Origin of the sequence: Bradyrhizobium sp. BRP23 (genome assembly GCF_020194135.1) — a bacterium.
GTDB lineage: Bacteria > Pseudomonadota > Alphaproteobacteria > Rhizobiales > Xanthobacteraceae > Bradyrhizobium > Bradyrhizobium yuanmingense.
Genome location: NZ_JADYVW010000004.1, coordinates 596504 through 611255, shown reverse-complemented (window position 1 = coordinate 611255; position 14752 = coordinate 596504). Strand labels below are relative to the sequence as shown.

Sequence of the window (14752 nt, the reverse complement as noted above, 5' to 3'; positions counted from 1 at the left end):
GCGTTCATGGCAAGCGGGAAGAATCGTGTTTCAGGAATGTTTCGTCGGCTGCGGCAGAATGCGCCGCGATGAGGCTTTCTGCGCCGCGCGATAGCGCACGGCCATCGCCTGCGTCAGCTCGGCCATCTTGTCGCGGAGATCGGCCGGTTCAAGGACTTCGGCTTCCGGGCCGAGCCGCAGTAGTTCGGCCGCGGCATGCCACGATGTCTTTCCGACCGGCACGCGCGCAATGCGCCAGCCGTCTGCATCGGCTGTCTCCTCGAGCTGCGTGCGTGCCTTGACGTAGGGCTGGCTGAGCGCGTCGAGCAGCTTCACGCCGAACGGCGACAGGCGGACGATCGCGACATTGGGGTGCATCTCCGCTTCGAGCCGCAGCGTCGCGGCCCGCCAATGGGCGGCGAGGTCGAAGCCGGCCGGACGATCGAAGCGGTCGCCGAGGGCTGTGCAGTCGAGCACGCGTGCGACGCGATAGGTGCGCACGCTGCCGTCGACTTGTCCTGCGAGATACCAGCTGCCGCCCTTCAGCACGAGGCCGAGCGGCGCGACGCGGCGCTGCTTCTCGGATCGCCAGCTCTGGTACCGAATCTTGATCAGCGTCCCGCGCAGCACAGCGCCAGCGATGGTGCGCAGGTGCTTCGGGTCTTCCGCTTCACCGAACCAGCCGGGCGCGTCCAGGTGGAAACGCTCCTGCATCCGCCCGGCATCCTCACGCAAATTCGGTGGCAGTGCCGCCATCAGCTTGTTTTGGGCGGCGATCATCGCAGCATCGAGCCCGAGTGCGGCGGCCGGGCCTGGCAATCCCGCCAGGAACAACGCGCCCGCCTCGCTCTGCGACAGCCCGTTCAGCCGCACGCGATAGCCGTCGAGCAGCCGATAGCCGCCGTCCGCGCCGCGGTCGGCGTAAACGGGAACGCCGGACGCCGCGAGCGCGTCGATGTCCCGATAGATCGTGCGCACCGACACTTCGCAGGCCTGCGCGAGCTCGGGCGCGGTGACCTGTCCCCTGGCCTGGAGGGTGGTGAGGATCGACAGCATCCGGCTCGCGCGCATGATCCCTTAGACCATACCTGACACAAGATGTCAGGTATGGTCCGCTACAAGCGGCGCCATCGCCAGCCGGCCAGATGGAGACCGCCATGACCGATCCAAACCGCATCACGCTGTTCTATTCGCCGCAGACGCGCGCCACCGGCACGCGCGTGCTGCTCGAGGAGCTGCGAGCCCCTTACGAGCTCCATGTCCTCAACATGAAGGCCGGGGATCAGCGCAAGCCCGCCTATCTCGCCCTCAACCCGCTCGGCAAGGTGCCGGCGATTCGCCACGGCGAGGCGCTGGTGACCGAGCAGGTCGCGATCACCATCTATCTCGCCGACCTGTTCCCGCAAGCGGGGCTGACCCCCGCCCTGAACGATCCGCTGCGCGGGCCTTATCTGCGCTGGATCGCCTATTATGGGTCGTCGTTCGAGCCGGCCTTGATCGACAAGTTCATGCAGCGAGAGCCGGCGCCGATCACGCAATCGCCCTATGCCGATTACGATACGATGCTGGGTGCGCTCGAGGCCCAGCTGGCGAACGGGCCCTATCTGCTCGGCGAGCGCATGACGGCGGCCGACGTATTGTGGGGCGTCGCGTTCAGCTGGACCATGATGTTCGGCATCGTGCCGAAGAAGGATGTCTTCGTCCGCTATGCGGAGCGCATGACGGCGCGGCCGGCGTTCCAGCGCATCAATGCCGCAGATGCGGAGATGGCGGCGCAGCATGCCGCCGCGGCGTGTGGATGAGAGGGCGTCAAAATCGCGGTGCCCGCTTGTCGGCGAACGCCTTGATGCCTTCCTTGATCTCGTCGCCGCGCATGCTGTCGCGGTGGCGCCGGTCGGCGGCGCCTTCATCGAGCTCGCCGCGGGCGAACTCGTTGATCGCGCGCTTCATGCCGCGCATCGCTTGGGGGGCGTTGCCGGCGAGGATCGCAGCGAGCGTGTCGACCTCCTCGTCCAGGAATTCCACCGGCACCATTGTGGTGAGATAGCCGATGCGCAGCATTTCCGGGGCGTCGATCTTCTGCGCGGTGAGGAACAGCTTCTTCGCATTGTCGACGCCGAGGCGGGTCACGTAGCGCTTGATGCCGCTCGGGTAGTAATGCAGCCCAAGGCGCGCCGCCGGCATGAACATTTCCGCGGTATCGACGCCGACGCGGAAATCGCAGGCGAGCGCGAGGTCGGTCGAGCCGCCATAGACGCCGCCATTGAGCCGGCAGATGGTCGGCACGCCGAGATCCTCGAGCCGGTTGACGACGGCCTCGAAGGCCGAGCCCGCGCTCTGCTGCTCGCCCGCGCTGACGGCGCGTTCCGCGACCGAATTGAGATCGTAGCCGGCGGAGAAGGCGCGCCCGGTTCCGGTCAGCACCAGCACGCGAATATCGGGATCGGCCTCGACCCGGTCGAACAGTCTCGTCAGCTCGTCGAGATCCTCCGCCTGCAGCCGGTTGAGATGTTTCGGCCGGTTGAGGCGGATGGTGGCGCGGGCGCCGATGATTTCGAGCAGGGGGCTAGATGCTGCGTCGGCTGTGTCCGACATTCTCGTCTCCGTTGTCGGCGCCAAAGTGCCCGCCCGGGCGGAGGCCGTCAACGACGGCGCCGGTCGTTTGCCGCGCCGCTGCAGCGGGCCTGCCGTCCACGCCGCCGTCCCTGGCGGGGTGCCTTACCTGAAATGTGGCGGCTCGTCGTAGCCGCGGCGGCTGCTGAAGAACAGCAGCACCATCAGCCCGACGCCGACAATGACGGAAAACCCCGCGCCCAGCGCCAGTGCCACATAGCCTTCCGTCGGGATCGGCTCACCTTCGACCGCCATTGCGGAATAGGCGAAGTAGCCGGCCGCCGCCAGCATTGCCAGAAGGAGGATGATGAGGAGTGCACGCATGCCGCGTTCTCCGGTTGCAACCGGAAACCAACGGTTGCGGGTGGGCAGGGTTCCAGACGACCGGCAGCGATCGGTCGGGAGCATAGCCTCACTCTCGTCTCGGACGCAGCGCAGCACCACAAGCGCGTTTACGCGCGTCTTCGACGCGCTGTGATGATGCGCTGCAGAGCCGGGGCCCATCGAGCAGCGGAAACTGCGGCTTCTGAGTCCCGGCTCAGCGCCGCAACGCCTTCGGCATTGCGGCATGTCCGGGACACGAGCGTGGTGGGTGGGTTGCTCAATCCGGCGGGGTCAGGCGCTCTGGGCGGTCTTCACCACCACGACATTGCTGTCGTCTGACGGAGCCGGGCCGGCATCGCGTACCGTCTTGTCGGCTTCGCCGGCATGACGTTTCAGATAGTCGCGGCGCATGCCGATCTCGTCACGGACGAATTCGTAGCCGAGCTTGAAGGTGTCGAGCCCGTCGGAACTGATCGTGCCGTCCCTGAGGCCGATGACGGCACCGCGCAAGATGGTCTCGAGCTCATCCTGGAGACATTCGAGCTGATCCAGCGAATGGGCGTGCTCGATCCGCTCGCCGATGTCGAGGATGGCGGTCGAGAGCTCGCTGGCCTTCTCCGGCGCGATGCGGGTGATCTTGGCGTAGATCGCGGCGAAGATCGAGCCGATGACGCTGAGCGCTGCGGCGGCCAGATACATCAAGTCGCTGTACTTATCCATGAACGACTTGGTGTCGTCGTTGATGTAGTCGGCGGCGCCCCGATGCGCGACCACGAAGGCGTCCTTCTCGACCGAGGCCGGCTCGATCCTGGTGGCAAAGCCGTTGTCGAGCCCGAGCGCCGCCTTGTTCTCGTAGACGATGCGGGCGAGCTCGCCGGCCGTGCTTGGGGACATCCGGGATTGCGCGACCAGCAGCCATTCGAGACCGATCGTGTCGAGATCGTCGTCGGGAATCTGCGGGGATGTCGACACCGAGCCGGCTGTCACAGTCTCGTCGGAAATGCCGGGAAATTTGCGCGCCAGCGTCTTGGCTTCTTCGATGGTGTTCAGTGTGAAGCCGCCGCGCTTGGCGGCTTGCTCATAGGATTTGTCCCGGACCGCCTTCGAGGCGTGGACGATCGCGATTACCGCGCTGAAGCCGTTTGCCGGGGCGAACAGCTTGTCGAGTGTCGCGCCCTGCGGCGCCATCTGGATCTTCGCAGCCTCAGGGCCATCGGGGACGTCGAGGATGCTGCGGACGAAGGCGAGCGAGGTTTCGTTCTCGGCGACGACCGCGACCTTCTTCTTCTTCAATTCGGCCAGCGACTTGATCTTCTTGTTGCCGGGACCGAGCAGGAGCACGAGATCGTGCTCGAGGATCGCGAGCGTGCGCGCCCGCAGCGGCACCTTGGCGTCGGTGCGCAGCACGGCGAGGTCGGCCTGCCTGCGGTCGAACTGCGCGAGCGCCTTGGCATTGTCGGCGTTGTTGACGATGTTGATCCGCAAGCGCGAAGCGTTGTTCTTCAGGAGGGCGGCGAGCTTGGCCGCGAACAGCGCCTCATCGCTGTTGGGGCCGCCGACGGCAAAGGTCAGCGTCTCCGAATTGTGCACCAGCGTGCGGCCGGCCCAGACGGTGGCGAACGACAGCAGCAGGGTCAGCACGACGTAGAGGAGAACCTGCTGCTGGTTGGTCTTGATCACCTTGGGGCGCCGGGGCGGCGGCATGGTCGGCGATGCGATGGGGCCTTCGGTACTCATGGCGGCACTCTGGCCTTATCGTTTGGCTGGCGGCGGCGCGTGGCTTGGAAGCGCGGCGGGCCCGGTAATTCGTAAACGCCTGAAAAAAGAACGATATTCCCGATCGCCGATGATAGCGCGAAGGCAGCGGAATGCAAATTTCGAGCCGGAGGTAACCTTAGTCGATATGTCCGCGGCGATTGGCCATCCTATCACCGGTTAGCCACACTTGGCGATTTTCCGGTTCCACCCGGCTGCATTCCGCCGCGGGAGATGTCATAAATTGCGCGTCCCGGCGATTTGACCGGTCCAAGAAGAAGTTGCGCTGAACGCTCCAATTCTTCTCGTCACGTCAATGAGGGCGTCAGCTTTGTCGTTTCCACCCATGTCATCGGCGATTCCGGTTGAAGCGCTCATTGGCTGGATGTTGCTGCTCACCTTCAAGCACGTCATCGCCGATTTCGTTCTTCAAACCGCCTGGATGGCGCACGGCAAGGATCAGAAGCATGGCTGGGCCCTGCCGCTCCTAGTGCACTGCCTGGTCCACCTTGCCGTCGCGCTGCCGCTGATCGTGATCGTGGCGCCGCGATTCTGGTTCGTGGCCTTCTTCGACTTCCTGATCCACATCACGATCGACCGCGCCAAGGGATACGTCTCCGCCAATTTCGGCGTCGACCTCGCCCATCCCTGGTTCTGGACCCTGATCGGCGTCGACCAGGCGCTGCACCACCTGACCGGCTTCGGCCTCGCGATCTTCATGGCGGCGAACTGAAGGTCGCCTTTGGGCCTTTCGGGGAGAGGCAATCGCCATCAGCACGAGGGATCATCATGCCCGGGCTTGTCCCGGGCCTCCACGTTCTTCGTGCCTCCTGGCTTTCCGTGAAGGGTCGGGACAAGCCCGGCCATGACGCCGCGGAAGACTTTGAAAACCCCACCAAGGCGTCCCACCGATTCGCGGCCGACGCGCAACCACCCCGGGTGACTACCGGGCAGCGTGGTTAACCTTTCGTTAGAGAATTGCGCTGCATCTTCCTTACACGAGGGAGAACTGCAATGTTTTCAAGCCGCGACGCCTTTGAAAGCGATTTCTGCCCGGTCCGCGACGAGCTCCTTGGCGAGATGTATCGCGCCAGCGAGAGTGGCCTGCCGAGGCTGGTTGAGAGTGTTTCCCCTGACGTGCGCGCCAGGCTGGCGCTGTTCTGCTACCGCCGTAGCCATTTGCACTCGCTGGCGGTCGCGATCGCAGCGAGCTGCAGCGAGCGCGACCTGATCGAGAATGGCGGCCGCGTCGGCTCGACGCTCTTCGCGCTGTCGCGCGAAGGCACCGCGAAAGCTTCGACGTCGCTGACGGGTGGGCGCAAGCCGATCACGCTGTCGACCAAGCCGCTCTCGGTGCTCGCACCGCTCGATGACGAGCTCGACGACGAGATCGGCGAAGCCGTCCCCGCCTAAGCGGCCTCGATAACGGGCAGGCCGAACTTCCGCCGCGCCATCGCGCATTCGGCGTCACCAGGCATGCAGGTGCGGCACACCTCCGGCCGCACGTCATAGATGCCGCAGGCCGTCATCCTTCCGATCTCGCCTTGCAATGCCGCGCAGCGATCGCCCTCGCAGCGCATGCCCGATTGCCGGTCGTTGACGAGCGCCTCCGGGATCAGCGCAAGCTCCTCGTCGCTCTCGATCGAGAAGCGCGGCCAGTTCTGCGAATAGCCGCAGCAGGCGCCGCAGCCCTGGCAACAGCTCGACAGCTCGGTCTCGTCCATCGTTCTCACGTGTCCTTCGGCGGACCCCAGACCAGGCTCTGCCGCCATCTCGCGCGCAGCACGTCGCGCCGTTCCGGATATTTCTCGTCGAGATAGGTCGCCTCGACCACGCGGTCGGTGCGGAAGCTGCGGAAGTCGCCGCGCAGCTCGCACCAGGCCGCCAGCAGCCGCACGGCTTCGAGATAGCCGACCGAGATCGGCCAGATCATGCGCTCGCTGGGGCGGCCCTGTTCGTCGCGATAGCGCAGCATGATCTTCTTGCCTTCGTGGATCTGGGTCCGGGTGCGCGCCATGTCCAGGCGGTCCGGTTCCCGGTTCCAGCTCGGACGCGCCCGGCTCGCCGGCTCCAGTACGAAGGGGCGCAGGCGCTCCGGGACGGTATCGGCGATCTTGGCCATCAAGTCTTCGGCCGCGCGCGCCAGCGCGGAATCGGCGTGGCCTGCGACCCATTGCGCGCCCAGCACGGCCGCCTCGATCTCGTCCGGCGTCAGCATCAGGGGCGGCAGGTCGAAACCCTTTTCCAGGATGTAACCCATGCCGGCTTCGCCGCGGATCGGCACGCGCTGGCCGATCAGGGTTGCGATGTCGCGATAGATAGTGCGCTTCGAAGTCTCGAGCTCGGCCGCGATCGCGTCTGCCGTCAGCGGCTTACGCGTGCGCCTTAGCACCTGGATGATTTGAAACAGCCGGTCGGCGCGTCTCATGACAGTTCTCTTCTCGAACGACGGATCAGAAATCGGCGCGCGGCTGCTGACAGGATGTTGGCAGCAGGGGGGTTCTATACCGGGACAACACATCGACTGAAGAGGATTTGTCCATGATCATTCCAACCCATTTCGGCCAGGCCGGTCCACTGTGGCGGGCGCAGCTGTGGCACGGCCAAATGTTGCGGGCTTGGGCGTTTGGCCGCCTCGTTCCGCTCGATCTCATGGCCGTTGATCTCCGATTTGCGCTCGCAAGCGTGGTGACACGCTCGCTGAACCATGCCGCGGATGCGCTGGTCCGCCATCTGATGGGCCGCGCCTGGCGCGGGGCCCGCTTCGCAGAAGATATCACGGCTGCTGCCACCATGGTGGCAGCAGCCGGCCGCTAGGTTCCTTCCACTCGTTCGACAGGTTCAGGAGAGCTTGCATGATCACGCTTTACGGCTTTGGCGCCGGCTTCGGCCTGCCGGAAATCAGCCCCTTCGTCACCAAGACCGAGGTGCAGCTCAAGATGGCGGGACTGCCTTATCGGAAAGAGCGGGCGATGCCGCCGGCCTCGCCCAAGGGGCAGCTGCCCTTCATCGACGATGGCGGCGAGGCGGTGGCCGATTCCACCTTCATCCGGGCCCATATCGAGCGCCGCTACGGCTTCGATTTCGATGCCGGCCTCACCTTGGCCGAGCGTGCGCAGGCCTGGGCGTTCGAGCGCATGATCGAGCACCACGTCTATTGGGCGCTGGTGGGCGCGCGCTGGGTCGATCCGGTCAATTTCGCCAAGGGGCCCGCGCATTTCTTCGACGGTGCGCCGGAGCACAATCGCGAGAAGCTGCGCGAGGACGCTCAATTCCGCGTCGCCGAGAACTATCTGCTCTCTGGCCTCGGCCGCCATGCGCCGGATGACGACGTCGATCTTGCCGTGCGTTCGCTGTTCGCGCTGTCGGTGCAGCTCGGCGACAAAGCCTTCCTGATGGGCAACAGGCCCTGCGGCGTCGATGCCACTGCGTTCGGTATGCTCGCCGGCGTCCTCTCACCGTTCTTCGAATCCGCCTTGCGCGAGCGGGCCGAGGGATTTCCGAACCTCACCGCCTATGTCGACCGCATGATGGACGACTATTATCCGGAATTCGCCTGGACGCCGCTACGGCAGGCGGCGTAGCCGCGGTGCATCGGCTGACTCGGTGCAACCTCTCCCGCTTGCGGGAGAGGTCGGCGCGAAGCGCCGGGTGAGGGTTTTCTCCTCAAGGGGGTTTTCTCCGTAAGTCTCGGAGGGTCCCAACGCGGAGGCACCCTCTCCCCAACCCTCTCCCGCAAGCGGGAGAGGGGGCGCACCTGCGCCGGTGCCGCAGCTCACGCCATTGACCAAACAAAAGAGCCGGCCCATCGGGCCGGCTCTCGTTGTCTCGAATCTTGGCGACGCCTACTTCACCAGCGTGTACTTGCCGTCCTTCACCGTGAGCAGGATGCGCGAGCGCTCGTCGAGGCCGTAGCGGTCCTTTTCGGTGAAGTTGTAGACGCCCTGGCTCGCCGCCAGCTCCTTCTCCGTCAGCAGCGCCTGGCGGATGGCCTCGCGGAATTCCGGCGTGCCGGGCTTGGCCGTCTTCAACGCCGCCGGAATGACGCGCTTGAGGATCTCGAACGCATCAAAGGAATGGCCGGCGAACTGGCTGCGGCTGTTGGGGCCGTACTTTGCCTCGTAGGCGGAGTTCAGCGCGAGGCCCGGCTTCTTGGTCAGCGCGCTGTCCGGCTGTTCCTCGGGGGCCATGACGGGACCCGAGGCCATCAGCACGCCTTCCGCTGCTTTGCCGGCAATGCGGATGAAGTCCATGCTGGCCGCGCCGTGGGTCTGGTAGATCAGGCCCTTGTAGCCGCGCTCGCGCAGCTCGGTCTGCGGCAGCGCGGCCGCGGTGCCGGAGGCGCCGACCAGGATGGCGTCCGGATTGGCGGCGACGAGCTTCAGCACCTGGCCGGTCACCGAGGTGTCGGGACGAGCGAAGCGCTCCTCGTCGACGATCGTCATCCCCATCGGCACGGCCTGCGCCTTCAAATCGTTGAACCAGAGGTCGCCGTAGGAATCGGAATAGCCGATGTAGCCGAGCGTCTTCACGCCCTTGGCCTTCATGTGGTCATACAGCACCTTGCCGACGATCGGAATCGGCTGCGGCATCGCCACCGACCACTTCATGCGCTCCGGCGTGATCGGGAAGGGTGCCAGACCGAAGTGGGGGATACCGGCTTCGTTGGCGACATTGGAGACCGCGATGGTCGGCGGCGTCAGCGCCGAGCCCATGATGATGTCGGCCTTGGATTCGGTGACGAAGCGGCGGGCGTTGGTGGTGGCGGTGGTGGGATCGCCGCCGTCGTCGAGCACGATCACCTTCAACGGCACGCCGCCGATCTCCTTCGGCACGAATTCCAGCGCGTTGCGCTCGGGAATGCCGAGTGCCGCACCTGGCCCGGTCGTGGTCGTGGTGATGCCGATGGTGACTTCGCTGGTCTGGGCCAGCGCGGGCAATGCCGGCAGGGCCAGCGAAGCCGCAGTGATGGCAGCGGTCAAATAAAAGCGTTTCATCTATTCCTCCCTTGACGTGTTTATTTGAAAGCAGAAATCGGGGGGTAATTCAGCCCCCTCTTTTGGTGATGCGGCGATTTAGCTTCCCGTGAACTTGGCTACCATTTCCGCCGGGAATGGTGCCGATTTCAATTTGTCTGGGTTAACGGGATCGCGGCCGACCAGGACGCGGGTCTCGAAACCCTCGATCGCGAGCGCCTCGCCCTTGTAGACGTTGTGCTTCACCTCGAAGCTCGAGCGCTTGATGCTCTCGATTCTGGTCTCGATGGTGATCCAGTCGCCATAGGTCGAGGGGATGTAGAACTTGGCACGCGTGTCGACCATGGGGATGCCCACCAGGCCGTATTTGCGGACCAGGTCCTGCTTGGAGAAACCGGCGACCTCGAACAGGGTCGAGGTCGAATCGTCGAACATCGCGAAATAGCGCGGGTAGTAGACGATGTTTGCGGGGTCGCAATCGCCCCACTGGATCTGGACCTCGCGCCGGTTCACGAACATCTGGCTGGCCTTGCTCGACGAATCTACTTGGGCGCCATGCGCAGCGAACCGTCGAGGCGCACCACTTCGCCGTTCAGGTAGGCATTCTCGACCATGTGCAGCGCGAGCGCGGCGAACTCGTCGGCCTGGCCGAGCCGGCGCGGGAAGGGGATCGCGGCGGCGAGCGAGTCCTGGGCCTCCTGCGGCAGGTTCGCCAGCAGCGGCGTCAGGAACAGGCCGGGGGCGATCGTCAGCACGCGGACGCCGAACTGCGCGAGCTCGCGCGCGATCGGCAGCGTCATGCCGACGATGCCGCCCTTGGAGGCCGAATAGGCGGATTGGCCGATCTGGCCGTCATAGGCGGCAACGGAGGCGGTGTTGATGATGACGCCGCGCTCGCCGGTCGCCTGCGGCTCCAGCTTGGACATTTCGGTGGCGGCGAGGCGCAGCATGTTGAAGGTGCCGATCAGGTTGACCTTGATCACCTTGTCGAAATCGGAAAGCGCCATCGGGCCGTCGCGCCCGACGACGCGCTTGGCGACGCCGATGCCGGCGCAATTGACCAGCACGCGCGCCGGGCCATGGGCCTTGGTCGCCTGCGCGATCGCGGCTTCAGCGGAGGCGGCATCGGAGACGTCGCAGGTGACGGCCACGCCCTTGATCTCCGCGGCGACCGTTTCGGCCAGTTTGGTGTTGAGGTCGCACACCGCGACCTTGGCGCCCTGCGCCGCCAGTTTTCGCGCGGTGGCCGCGCCCAGTCCCGATGCTCCGCCGGTGACGATGGCTGCCTGATCCTTCAACAACATGGCGTTCTCCTTTGGCGATATTTTTCTAGGTGACCGATATCACACGGTTCGACGGATTGGCAGCGTAGAGCTCCTCGATCAGCTCGCCGCGATGCTCCAGCACTGCGCGCTGGTTGATCGAGCCCTTGTCGGTAACTTCGCCCTTGTCGATCGAGAGCGGCGTGTCCATCAGGATCGCGCGCGTGATCCGTGTCGACGAGCCCGTGGCCTGGCCGAGGAAACGGATCAGGCGCTCGCGGAACGCCTCGCGCACCAGGCGGTCGCGCGTCGCGACGACGAGATCGTCGGGCGGCAGCGTCGGGTTGATCAGACGGCAGCCGTCGAGATCGAGCACGACCAGCGCGGAGATCTCGTCGCGGTTGATGCCGGCGATGACGACGTCGCGCACCAGGGGCGCGCAGGCCGCGGTGAGGCGCGCGCGCAGGGGGCCGACGCTGACCCAGGTGCCGCTCGCGAGCTTGAAGTCCTCGCTGACGCGGCCGTCGAAATCGAAGCCGGCGTTGAAATCATCGGGATCGGCGGGCTTGAGCGCATCGCCCATCTTGTAAAATCCTTCCTCGTCGAAGGATTGTGCCGTGATGTCGGGTTGGCGCCAGTAGCCGGGCATCACGTTCGGCCCCTTGGCGCGCACTTCCAGCTTGCCGTTGTTCGGCACCAGCTTGGCGTCGTTGCCGGAGACGGGCAGGCCGACATGGCCGGAGCGGCTGGTGCGCGGATTGACCGACATGAAGAACGGCGCGGTCTCGGTCGCGCCGAGACCGGTCAGCATCGGCACGCGATAGCCCTTCTCCTTCGCCGCGAGCTCGTCGAGGCTGTCCCAGACGAACGGCGACAGCGCCGCGCCCGAGAAGAACATCGCATGCAGCCGGTCGAAGAACTTGGCGCGCAGGCCCTGGTCGTCGCGCAAATAGGGCAGCAGCGATTCGTAGCCCTTGGGCACGTTGAAATAGACCGTCGGTGAAATTTCCCGGAGATTGCGCACGGTCTCCTCGATGCCCCCAGGCACCGGCTTGCCGGCGTCCAGATACATCGAGCCGCCGTTGTAGAGCGTCAGGCCGATATTGTGATTGCCACCGAAGGTGTGATTCCACGGCAGCCAATCGATGATGACCGGCGGCTCGTCCTTCAGGAAAGCGAGCGTCTCGCGCAGCATCACCTGATTGGCGCAGATCATACGCTGGGTGTTGACGACGGCCTTGGGATAGCCGGTCGAGCCCGAGGTCAGCAGGAATTTTGCGATCGTGTCAGGGCCGATCCTGCCGTGAACGTCGTCGAGATCGCCACGGATCGGCGTCGCCATCAGGTCGGCGAGCAGGGTCACGTCGCGGCCCGGCACGTGCCCATAGGACGCGGCGATCTCGGTGCCGAGCGAGACGTTGGCGGCGAGCGCATCGGCGAACTTGTCGGCATCGTCAGCGAAGACGAAGCCCGGCGTCAGCAGCTTCATCAGATAGGACAGCTTGCCGTAATCCTTCGACACCAGCGAATAGGCCGGCGACACCGGGCAGAACGGAACGCCGGCATAGAACGCGCCGAACGCCAGGAGCGCGTGGTCGATCGAATTACCGGAGAGGATGACGACCGGCCGCTCGGCCGACAGGCCGCGCTGGATCAATGCGGAGGCGATGTGGCGGCTCGCGGTGAGCAGCTCGGCATAGGTGATCTTGCGCCAGCCGCGACCGCCTTCGCGCTCGGCCATGAAGACGCGGTCCGGCGTCGTCGTGGCCCAATGATGCAGGCGGTCGGTGATGCGGACCGGATAGTCGCCGAGCGGCTGCTTTGGCCGCAGGTAAATCGTGCCGTCGTCGCGCCGCTCGATGTTGACGACGGGATCGCCGAACGAGATGGGCCGCAGCGGGAAATTGCTCGCGCCGCGCTCCATGCCGGAAGAGGACGGCTGGGCGCTCATGACTTTACGCTCATGATTTGGGCTTCACCTTCGCGGTCTTGTGCTCGAGGAATTCGCGGATCCGCCGCTTGGCCTCCTTGTCGCTCTGCGCGACGGTGGCCATCAGCGACTCCATCAACAGGCCGGTCTGCGGATTGGCCTCTGCGATCATCGGCAGCGCCTGGAGCACGGCAAAATTCGTCAGCGGGGCGTTGGACGCCACCTTGGTCGCAAGCTCCAGCGCTTTGCCGAGCCCATTGCCGGCCTCCGTCAGATATTGCGCAAAGCCGTAGGACGCGCCCTCGGTCGCGCTGTAGACGCGTCCCGTCAGCATCATGTCCATCATCCGGGCAACGCCGATCAGCCGCGGCAGCCGCACCGAGCCGCCGCCGCCGACGAAAATGCCGCGCTGCCCCTCCGGCAGCGCGAAATAGGTCGAGGGCTCGGCGACGCGGATATGGGCCGCGCAGGCAAGCTCCAGCCCGCCGCCGATCACGGCGCCCCGCAGCGCTGCGATCACGGGCACGCGGCTGTACTGGATGCGGTCGAACACCCGGTGCCACATCTGGGAGTGCAGGAGCCCGCCGGTGGCGTCGTGCTCGGTCAGCTCGGAGAGGTCGAGGCCACTGGAGAAATGGTCGCCAATACCGTGGATGACGACCGCGCCGATATCCTCGGGCAGGTTCGCAAAACACTCGCCGATTTCCAGGATGATGCCGTCATTGAGCGCATTGCGCTTGGCCGGCCGGTTCAGACCCACGGTCAGAACCCGGTCCGCCCGCTCGATCCTCAAAAGCCCGGAGGGACCCGCATTCGCGGTCTCGGCGTTTCCTTGTGTCATTTGCGTCCTTGTCAGAATAGTTATGTTGTATAACGAATTTTGGGGGAGTCAAGGTGGGGCAAGGCCAGGTGGCCGTGACCCCAGCCTTTCCGCGAGACCCGGGGCGAGCGAGAGAGCGGTGCAGGCCTACTCTCGCGCCACAAACTTCGCGAACGCATCGGCGTAATCCGGATGCCAGCGCGACAATGGCGGGCGGTTCTCGACGATGTCGCCGGCCGCCCAGAGCATGCGCTTCTCGTCGAGCGCGCGCGGCACGTCATTGTCCGGGCAGAGAATGTAGAAGTCGCCGGCCTCCAGCCGCGCCAGCATGAAATCGACCGTCTGCTCCGGCGTCCAGGCGCCGGCCGGCTTCTCGGTGCGTCCCTTTGCGGTCAGGCCGGTGAAGACGAAGCCCGGGATCAGCAGGTGCGCCGTGACGCGACAGTCATTCGTGTTGCGCAACTCGTGCTGGAGCGCCTCGGTGAAGGCCTTCACGCCGGCCTTGGAGACGTTGTAGGCGGGATCGCCGGGCGGCGTGGTGATGCCCTGCTTGGAACCGGTGTTGATGATGAGGCCGCGCCTGCCACGGGCGATCATGTTTGGCGCGAAGATGCGCGAGCCGTTGATGATGCCCCACATGTTGACGGCGATGATGCGTTGCCAATTGTCCGGCGCGTCGAACAAGGTGCTGCCGGGCTGAATGCCGGCATTGTTCATGAGGACATCGGTGCCGCCGAACCGCGCGTGGACGGCGCGCTCGAGTTCCGTCACGCTCTCGATCTTGCTGACATCGACGGCCGAGGTCATGACGTTTGCGGCCGATGTTACGGATGACAATTTTGTTGCAGCTTCTGCCAAGCGTGTCTCGTCGACGTCAGCGATACATACCTTCATTCCAGCGCGCGCAAATGCCGCGGCGGCGGCAAATCCGATGCCGGCTGCGCCACCCGTGATCACGGCAACATTGTCCTTGACGATGGCGGGATGTGACATCGAGCGTCTCCGTGGAAAGCCTTCAGCCGAGCTATAGCATGGCAGCGATGCGACCCTGCACAAGTCGGCATGGGAGGTCTTCGTTCCGCGCTGCCTTTAC

At 65.2% G+C, this 14752-nt stretch carries 17 protein-coding genes; 5 read left to right on the top strand and 12 right to left on the bottom strand.

Annotated features, from left to right (window positions below):
- Positions 1 to 30: 30 nt before the first annotated feature.
- Positions 31 to 1050 carry a YafY family protein gene (locus I6F24_RS14465; RefSeq protein WP_225149353.1) on the bottom strand — a complete coding sequence of 340 codons (1020 nt, stop codon included), beginning with the start codon at positions 1048 to 1050 and terminating at the stop codon, positions 31 to 33.
- An 86-nt stretch (positions 1051 to 1136) separates the two neighbouring features.
- Here I6F24_RS14465 and I6F24_RS14460 point away from each other — a divergent pair, with 86 nt between their 5' ends.
- Positions 1137 to 1781 (top strand): glutathione S-transferase family protein, encoded by a 645-nt coding sequence (locus tag I6F24_RS14460; protein WP_225149352.1) that lies wholly within the window; start codon positions 1137 to 1139, stop codon positions 1779 to 1781.
- A gap of 7 nt (positions 1782 to 1788) precedes the next feature.
- Here I6F24_RS14460 and I6F24_RS14455 read toward each other — a convergent pair whose 3' ends face one another.
- The 3 genes from I6F24_RS14455 to I6F24_RS14445 form a co-directional block, all read right to left on the bottom strand.
- Positions 1789 to 2574, bottom strand: coding sequence for an enoyl-CoA hydratase/isomerase family protein (locus I6F24_RS14455; RefSeq protein WP_036036286.1), 786 nt, complete (start codon positions 2572 to 2574; stop codon positions 1789 to 1791).
- Positions 2575 to 2697: 123 nt separating this feature from the next.
- The gene (locus I6F24_RS14450) at positions 2698 to 2916 is read right to left on the bottom strand and encodes a hypothetical protein (protein WP_035997220.1); all 219 of its coding nucleotides are present in this window, start codon (positions 2914 to 2916) and stop codon (positions 2698 to 2700) included.
- 291 nt (positions 2917 to 3207) lie between these two features.
- Positions 3208 to 4653 carry a TAXI family TRAP transporter solute-binding subunit gene (locus I6F24_RS14445; RefSeq protein WP_225149351.1) on the bottom strand — a complete coding sequence of 482 codons (1446 nt, stop codon included), beginning with the start codon at positions 4651 to 4653 and terminating at the stop codon, positions 3208 to 3210.
- 403 nt (positions 4654 to 5056) lie between these two features.
- Here I6F24_RS14445 and I6F24_RS14440 point away from each other — a divergent pair, with 403 nt between their 5' ends.
- Together I6F24_RS14440 and I6F24_RS14435 are read left to right on the top strand one after the other, a co-directional pair.
- Positions 5057 to 5404 (top strand): DUF3307 domain-containing protein, encoded by a 348-nt coding sequence (locus tag I6F24_RS14440; RefSeq protein ID WP_050995827.1) that lies wholly within the window; start codon positions 5057 to 5059, stop codon positions 5402 to 5404.
- Between the two features lie 281 nt (positions 5405 to 5685).
- Positions 5686 to 6084 (top strand): hypothetical protein, encoded by a 399-nt coding sequence (locus tag I6F24_RS14435; protein ID WP_035997226.1) that lies wholly within the window; start codon positions 5686 to 5688, stop codon positions 6082 to 6084.
- On the opposite strand, the gene I6F24_RS14430 is transcribed toward I6F24_RS14435, so the two are convergent.
- Complete coding sequence (locus I6F24_RS14430) at positions 6081 to 6395, bottom strand: YkgJ family cysteine cluster protein (RefSeq protein WP_035997229.1); 315 nt, start codon at positions 6393 to 6395, stop codon at positions 6081 to 6083. The genes I6F24_RS14435 and I6F24_RS14430 overlap by 4 nt on opposite strands.
- A gap of 5 nt (positions 6396 to 6400) precedes the next feature.
- Positions 6401 to 7099, bottom strand: coding sequence for a YafY family protein (locus I6F24_RS14425; protein WP_025033709.1), 699 nt, complete (start codon positions 7097 to 7099; stop codon positions 6401 to 6403).
- 113 nt (positions 7100 to 7212) lie between these two features.
- Here I6F24_RS14425 and I6F24_RS14420 point away from each other — a divergent pair, with 113 nt between their 5' ends.
- Together I6F24_RS14420 and I6F24_RS14415 are read left to right on the top strand one after the other, a co-directional pair.
- Entirely contained in the window at positions 7213 to 7488 is a 276-nt protein-coding gene (locus I6F24_RS14420) for a hypothetical protein (RefSeq protein WP_035997233.1), read from the top strand.
- 38 nt (positions 7489 to 7526) lie between these two features.
- Complete coding sequence (locus I6F24_RS14415) at positions 7527 to 8255, top strand: glutathione S-transferase family protein (protein ID WP_036021027.1); 729 nt, start codon at positions 7527 to 7529, stop codon at positions 8253 to 8255.
- Between the two features lie 261 nt (positions 8256 to 8516).
- On the opposite strand, the gene I6F24_RS14410 is transcribed toward I6F24_RS14415, so the two are convergent.
- From I6F24_RS14410 to I6F24_RS14385, 6 genes are all read right to left on the bottom strand, one after another.
- Positions 8517 to 9668, bottom strand: coding sequence for an ABC transporter substrate-binding protein (locus tag I6F24_RS14410; protein WP_225149350.1), 1152 nt, complete (start codon positions 9666 to 9668; stop codon positions 8517 to 8519).
- Positions 9669 to 9746: 78 nt separating this feature from the next.
- Positions 9747 to 10166, bottom strand: coding sequence for a thioesterase family protein (locus I6F24_RS14405; protein ID WP_024340606.1), 420 nt, complete (start codon positions 10164 to 10166; stop codon positions 9747 to 9749).
- A 23-nt stretch (positions 10167 to 10189) separates the two neighbouring features.
- A complete protein-coding gene (locus tag I6F24_RS14400; RefSeq protein WP_036036313.1) occupies positions 10190 to 10951 on the bottom strand; it encodes an SDR family NAD(P)-dependent oxidoreductase in 762 nt (253 codons plus the stop codon).
- A gap of 25 nt (positions 10952 to 10976) precedes the next feature.
- On the bottom strand, positions 10977 to 12860 hold the full coding sequence (locus tag I6F24_RS14395; RefSeq protein ID WP_225149349.1) for a feruloyl-CoA synthase: 1884 nt from the start codon (positions 12858 to 12860) through the stop codon (positions 10977 to 10979).
- 10 nt (positions 12861 to 12870) lie between these two features.
- Entirely contained in the window at positions 12871 to 13680 is an 810-nt protein-coding gene (locus I6F24_RS14390; RefSeq protein WP_035997250.1) for a crotonase/enoyl-CoA hydratase family protein, read from the bottom strand.
- A 126-nt stretch (positions 13681 to 13806) separates the two neighbouring features.
- Positions 13807 to 14652, bottom strand: a complete 846-nt coding sequence (locus I6F24_RS14385; protein WP_225146284.1) for an SDR family NAD(P)-dependent oxidoreductase — start codon at positions 14650 to 14652, stop codon at positions 13807 to 13809.
- Positions 14653 to 14752: the final 100 nt, after the last annotated feature.

Coding starts and splice junctions, on each gene's coding strand:
- I6F24_RS14410 (WP_225149350.1), bottom strand. CDS start 9,668: ATGAAACGCTTTTATTTGACCGCTGCCATCACTGCGGCTTCGCTGGCC.
- I6F24_RS14440 (WP_050995827.1), top strand. CDS start 5,057: ATGTTGCTGCTCACCTTCAAGCACGTCATCGCCGATTTCGTTCTTCAA.
- I6F24_RS14400 (WP_036036313.1), bottom strand. CDS start 10,951: ATGTTGTTGAAGGATCAGGCAGCCATCGTCACCGGCGGAGCATCGGGA.
- I6F24_RS14445 (WP_225149351.1), bottom strand. CDS start 4,653: ATGAGTACCGAAGGCCCCATCGCATCGCCGACCATGCCGCCGCCCCGG.
- I6F24_RS14415 (WP_036021027.1), top strand. CDS start 7,527: ATGATCACGCTTTACGGCTTTGGCGCCGGCTTCGGCCTGCCGGAAATC.
- I6F24_RS14450 (WP_035997220.1), bottom strand. CDS start 2,916: ATGCGTGCACTCCTCATCATCCTCCTTCTGGCAATGCTGGCGGCGGCC.
- I6F24_RS14395 (WP_225149349.1), bottom strand. CDS start 12,860: ATGAGCGCCCAGCCGTCCTCTTCCGGCATGGAGCGCGGCGCGAGCAAT.
- I6F24_RS14465 (WP_225149353.1), bottom strand. CDS start 1,050: ATGCGCGCGAGCCGGATGCTGTCGATCCTCACCACCCTCCAGGCCAGG.
- I6F24_RS14455 (WP_036036286.1), bottom strand. CDS start 2,574: ATGTCGGACACAGCCGACGCAGCATCTAGCCCCCTGCTCGAAATCATC.
- I6F24_RS14460 (WP_225149352.1), top strand. CDS start 1,137: ATGACCGATCCAAACCGCATCACGCTGTTCTATTCGCCGCAGACGCGC.
- I6F24_RS14385 (WP_225146284.1), bottom strand. CDS start 14,652: ATGTCACATCCCGCCATCGTCAAGGACAATGTTGCCGTGATCACGGGT.
- I6F24_RS14425 (WP_025033709.1), bottom strand. CDS start 7,099: ATGAGACGCGCCGACCGGCTGTTTCAAATCATCCAGGTGCTAAGGCGC.
- I6F24_RS14430 (WP_035997229.1), bottom strand. CDS start 6,395: ATGGACGAGACCGAGCTGTCGAGCTGTTGCCAGGGCTGCGGCGCCTGC.
- I6F24_RS14420 (WP_035997233.1), top strand. CDS start 7,213: ATGATCATTCCAACCCATTTCGGCCAGGCCGGTCCACTGTGGCGGGCG.
- I6F24_RS14390 (WP_035997250.1), bottom strand. CDS start 13,680: ATGACACAAGGAAACGCCGAGACCGCGAATGCGGGTCCCTCCGGGCTT.
- I6F24_RS14435 (WP_035997226.1), top strand. CDS start 5,686: ATGTTTTCAAGCCGCGACGCCTTTGAAAGCGATTTCTGCCCGGTCCGC.
- I6F24_RS14405 (WP_024340606.1), bottom strand. CDS start 10,166: ATGTTCGTGAACCGGCGCGAGGTCCAGATCCAGTGGGGCGATTGCGAC.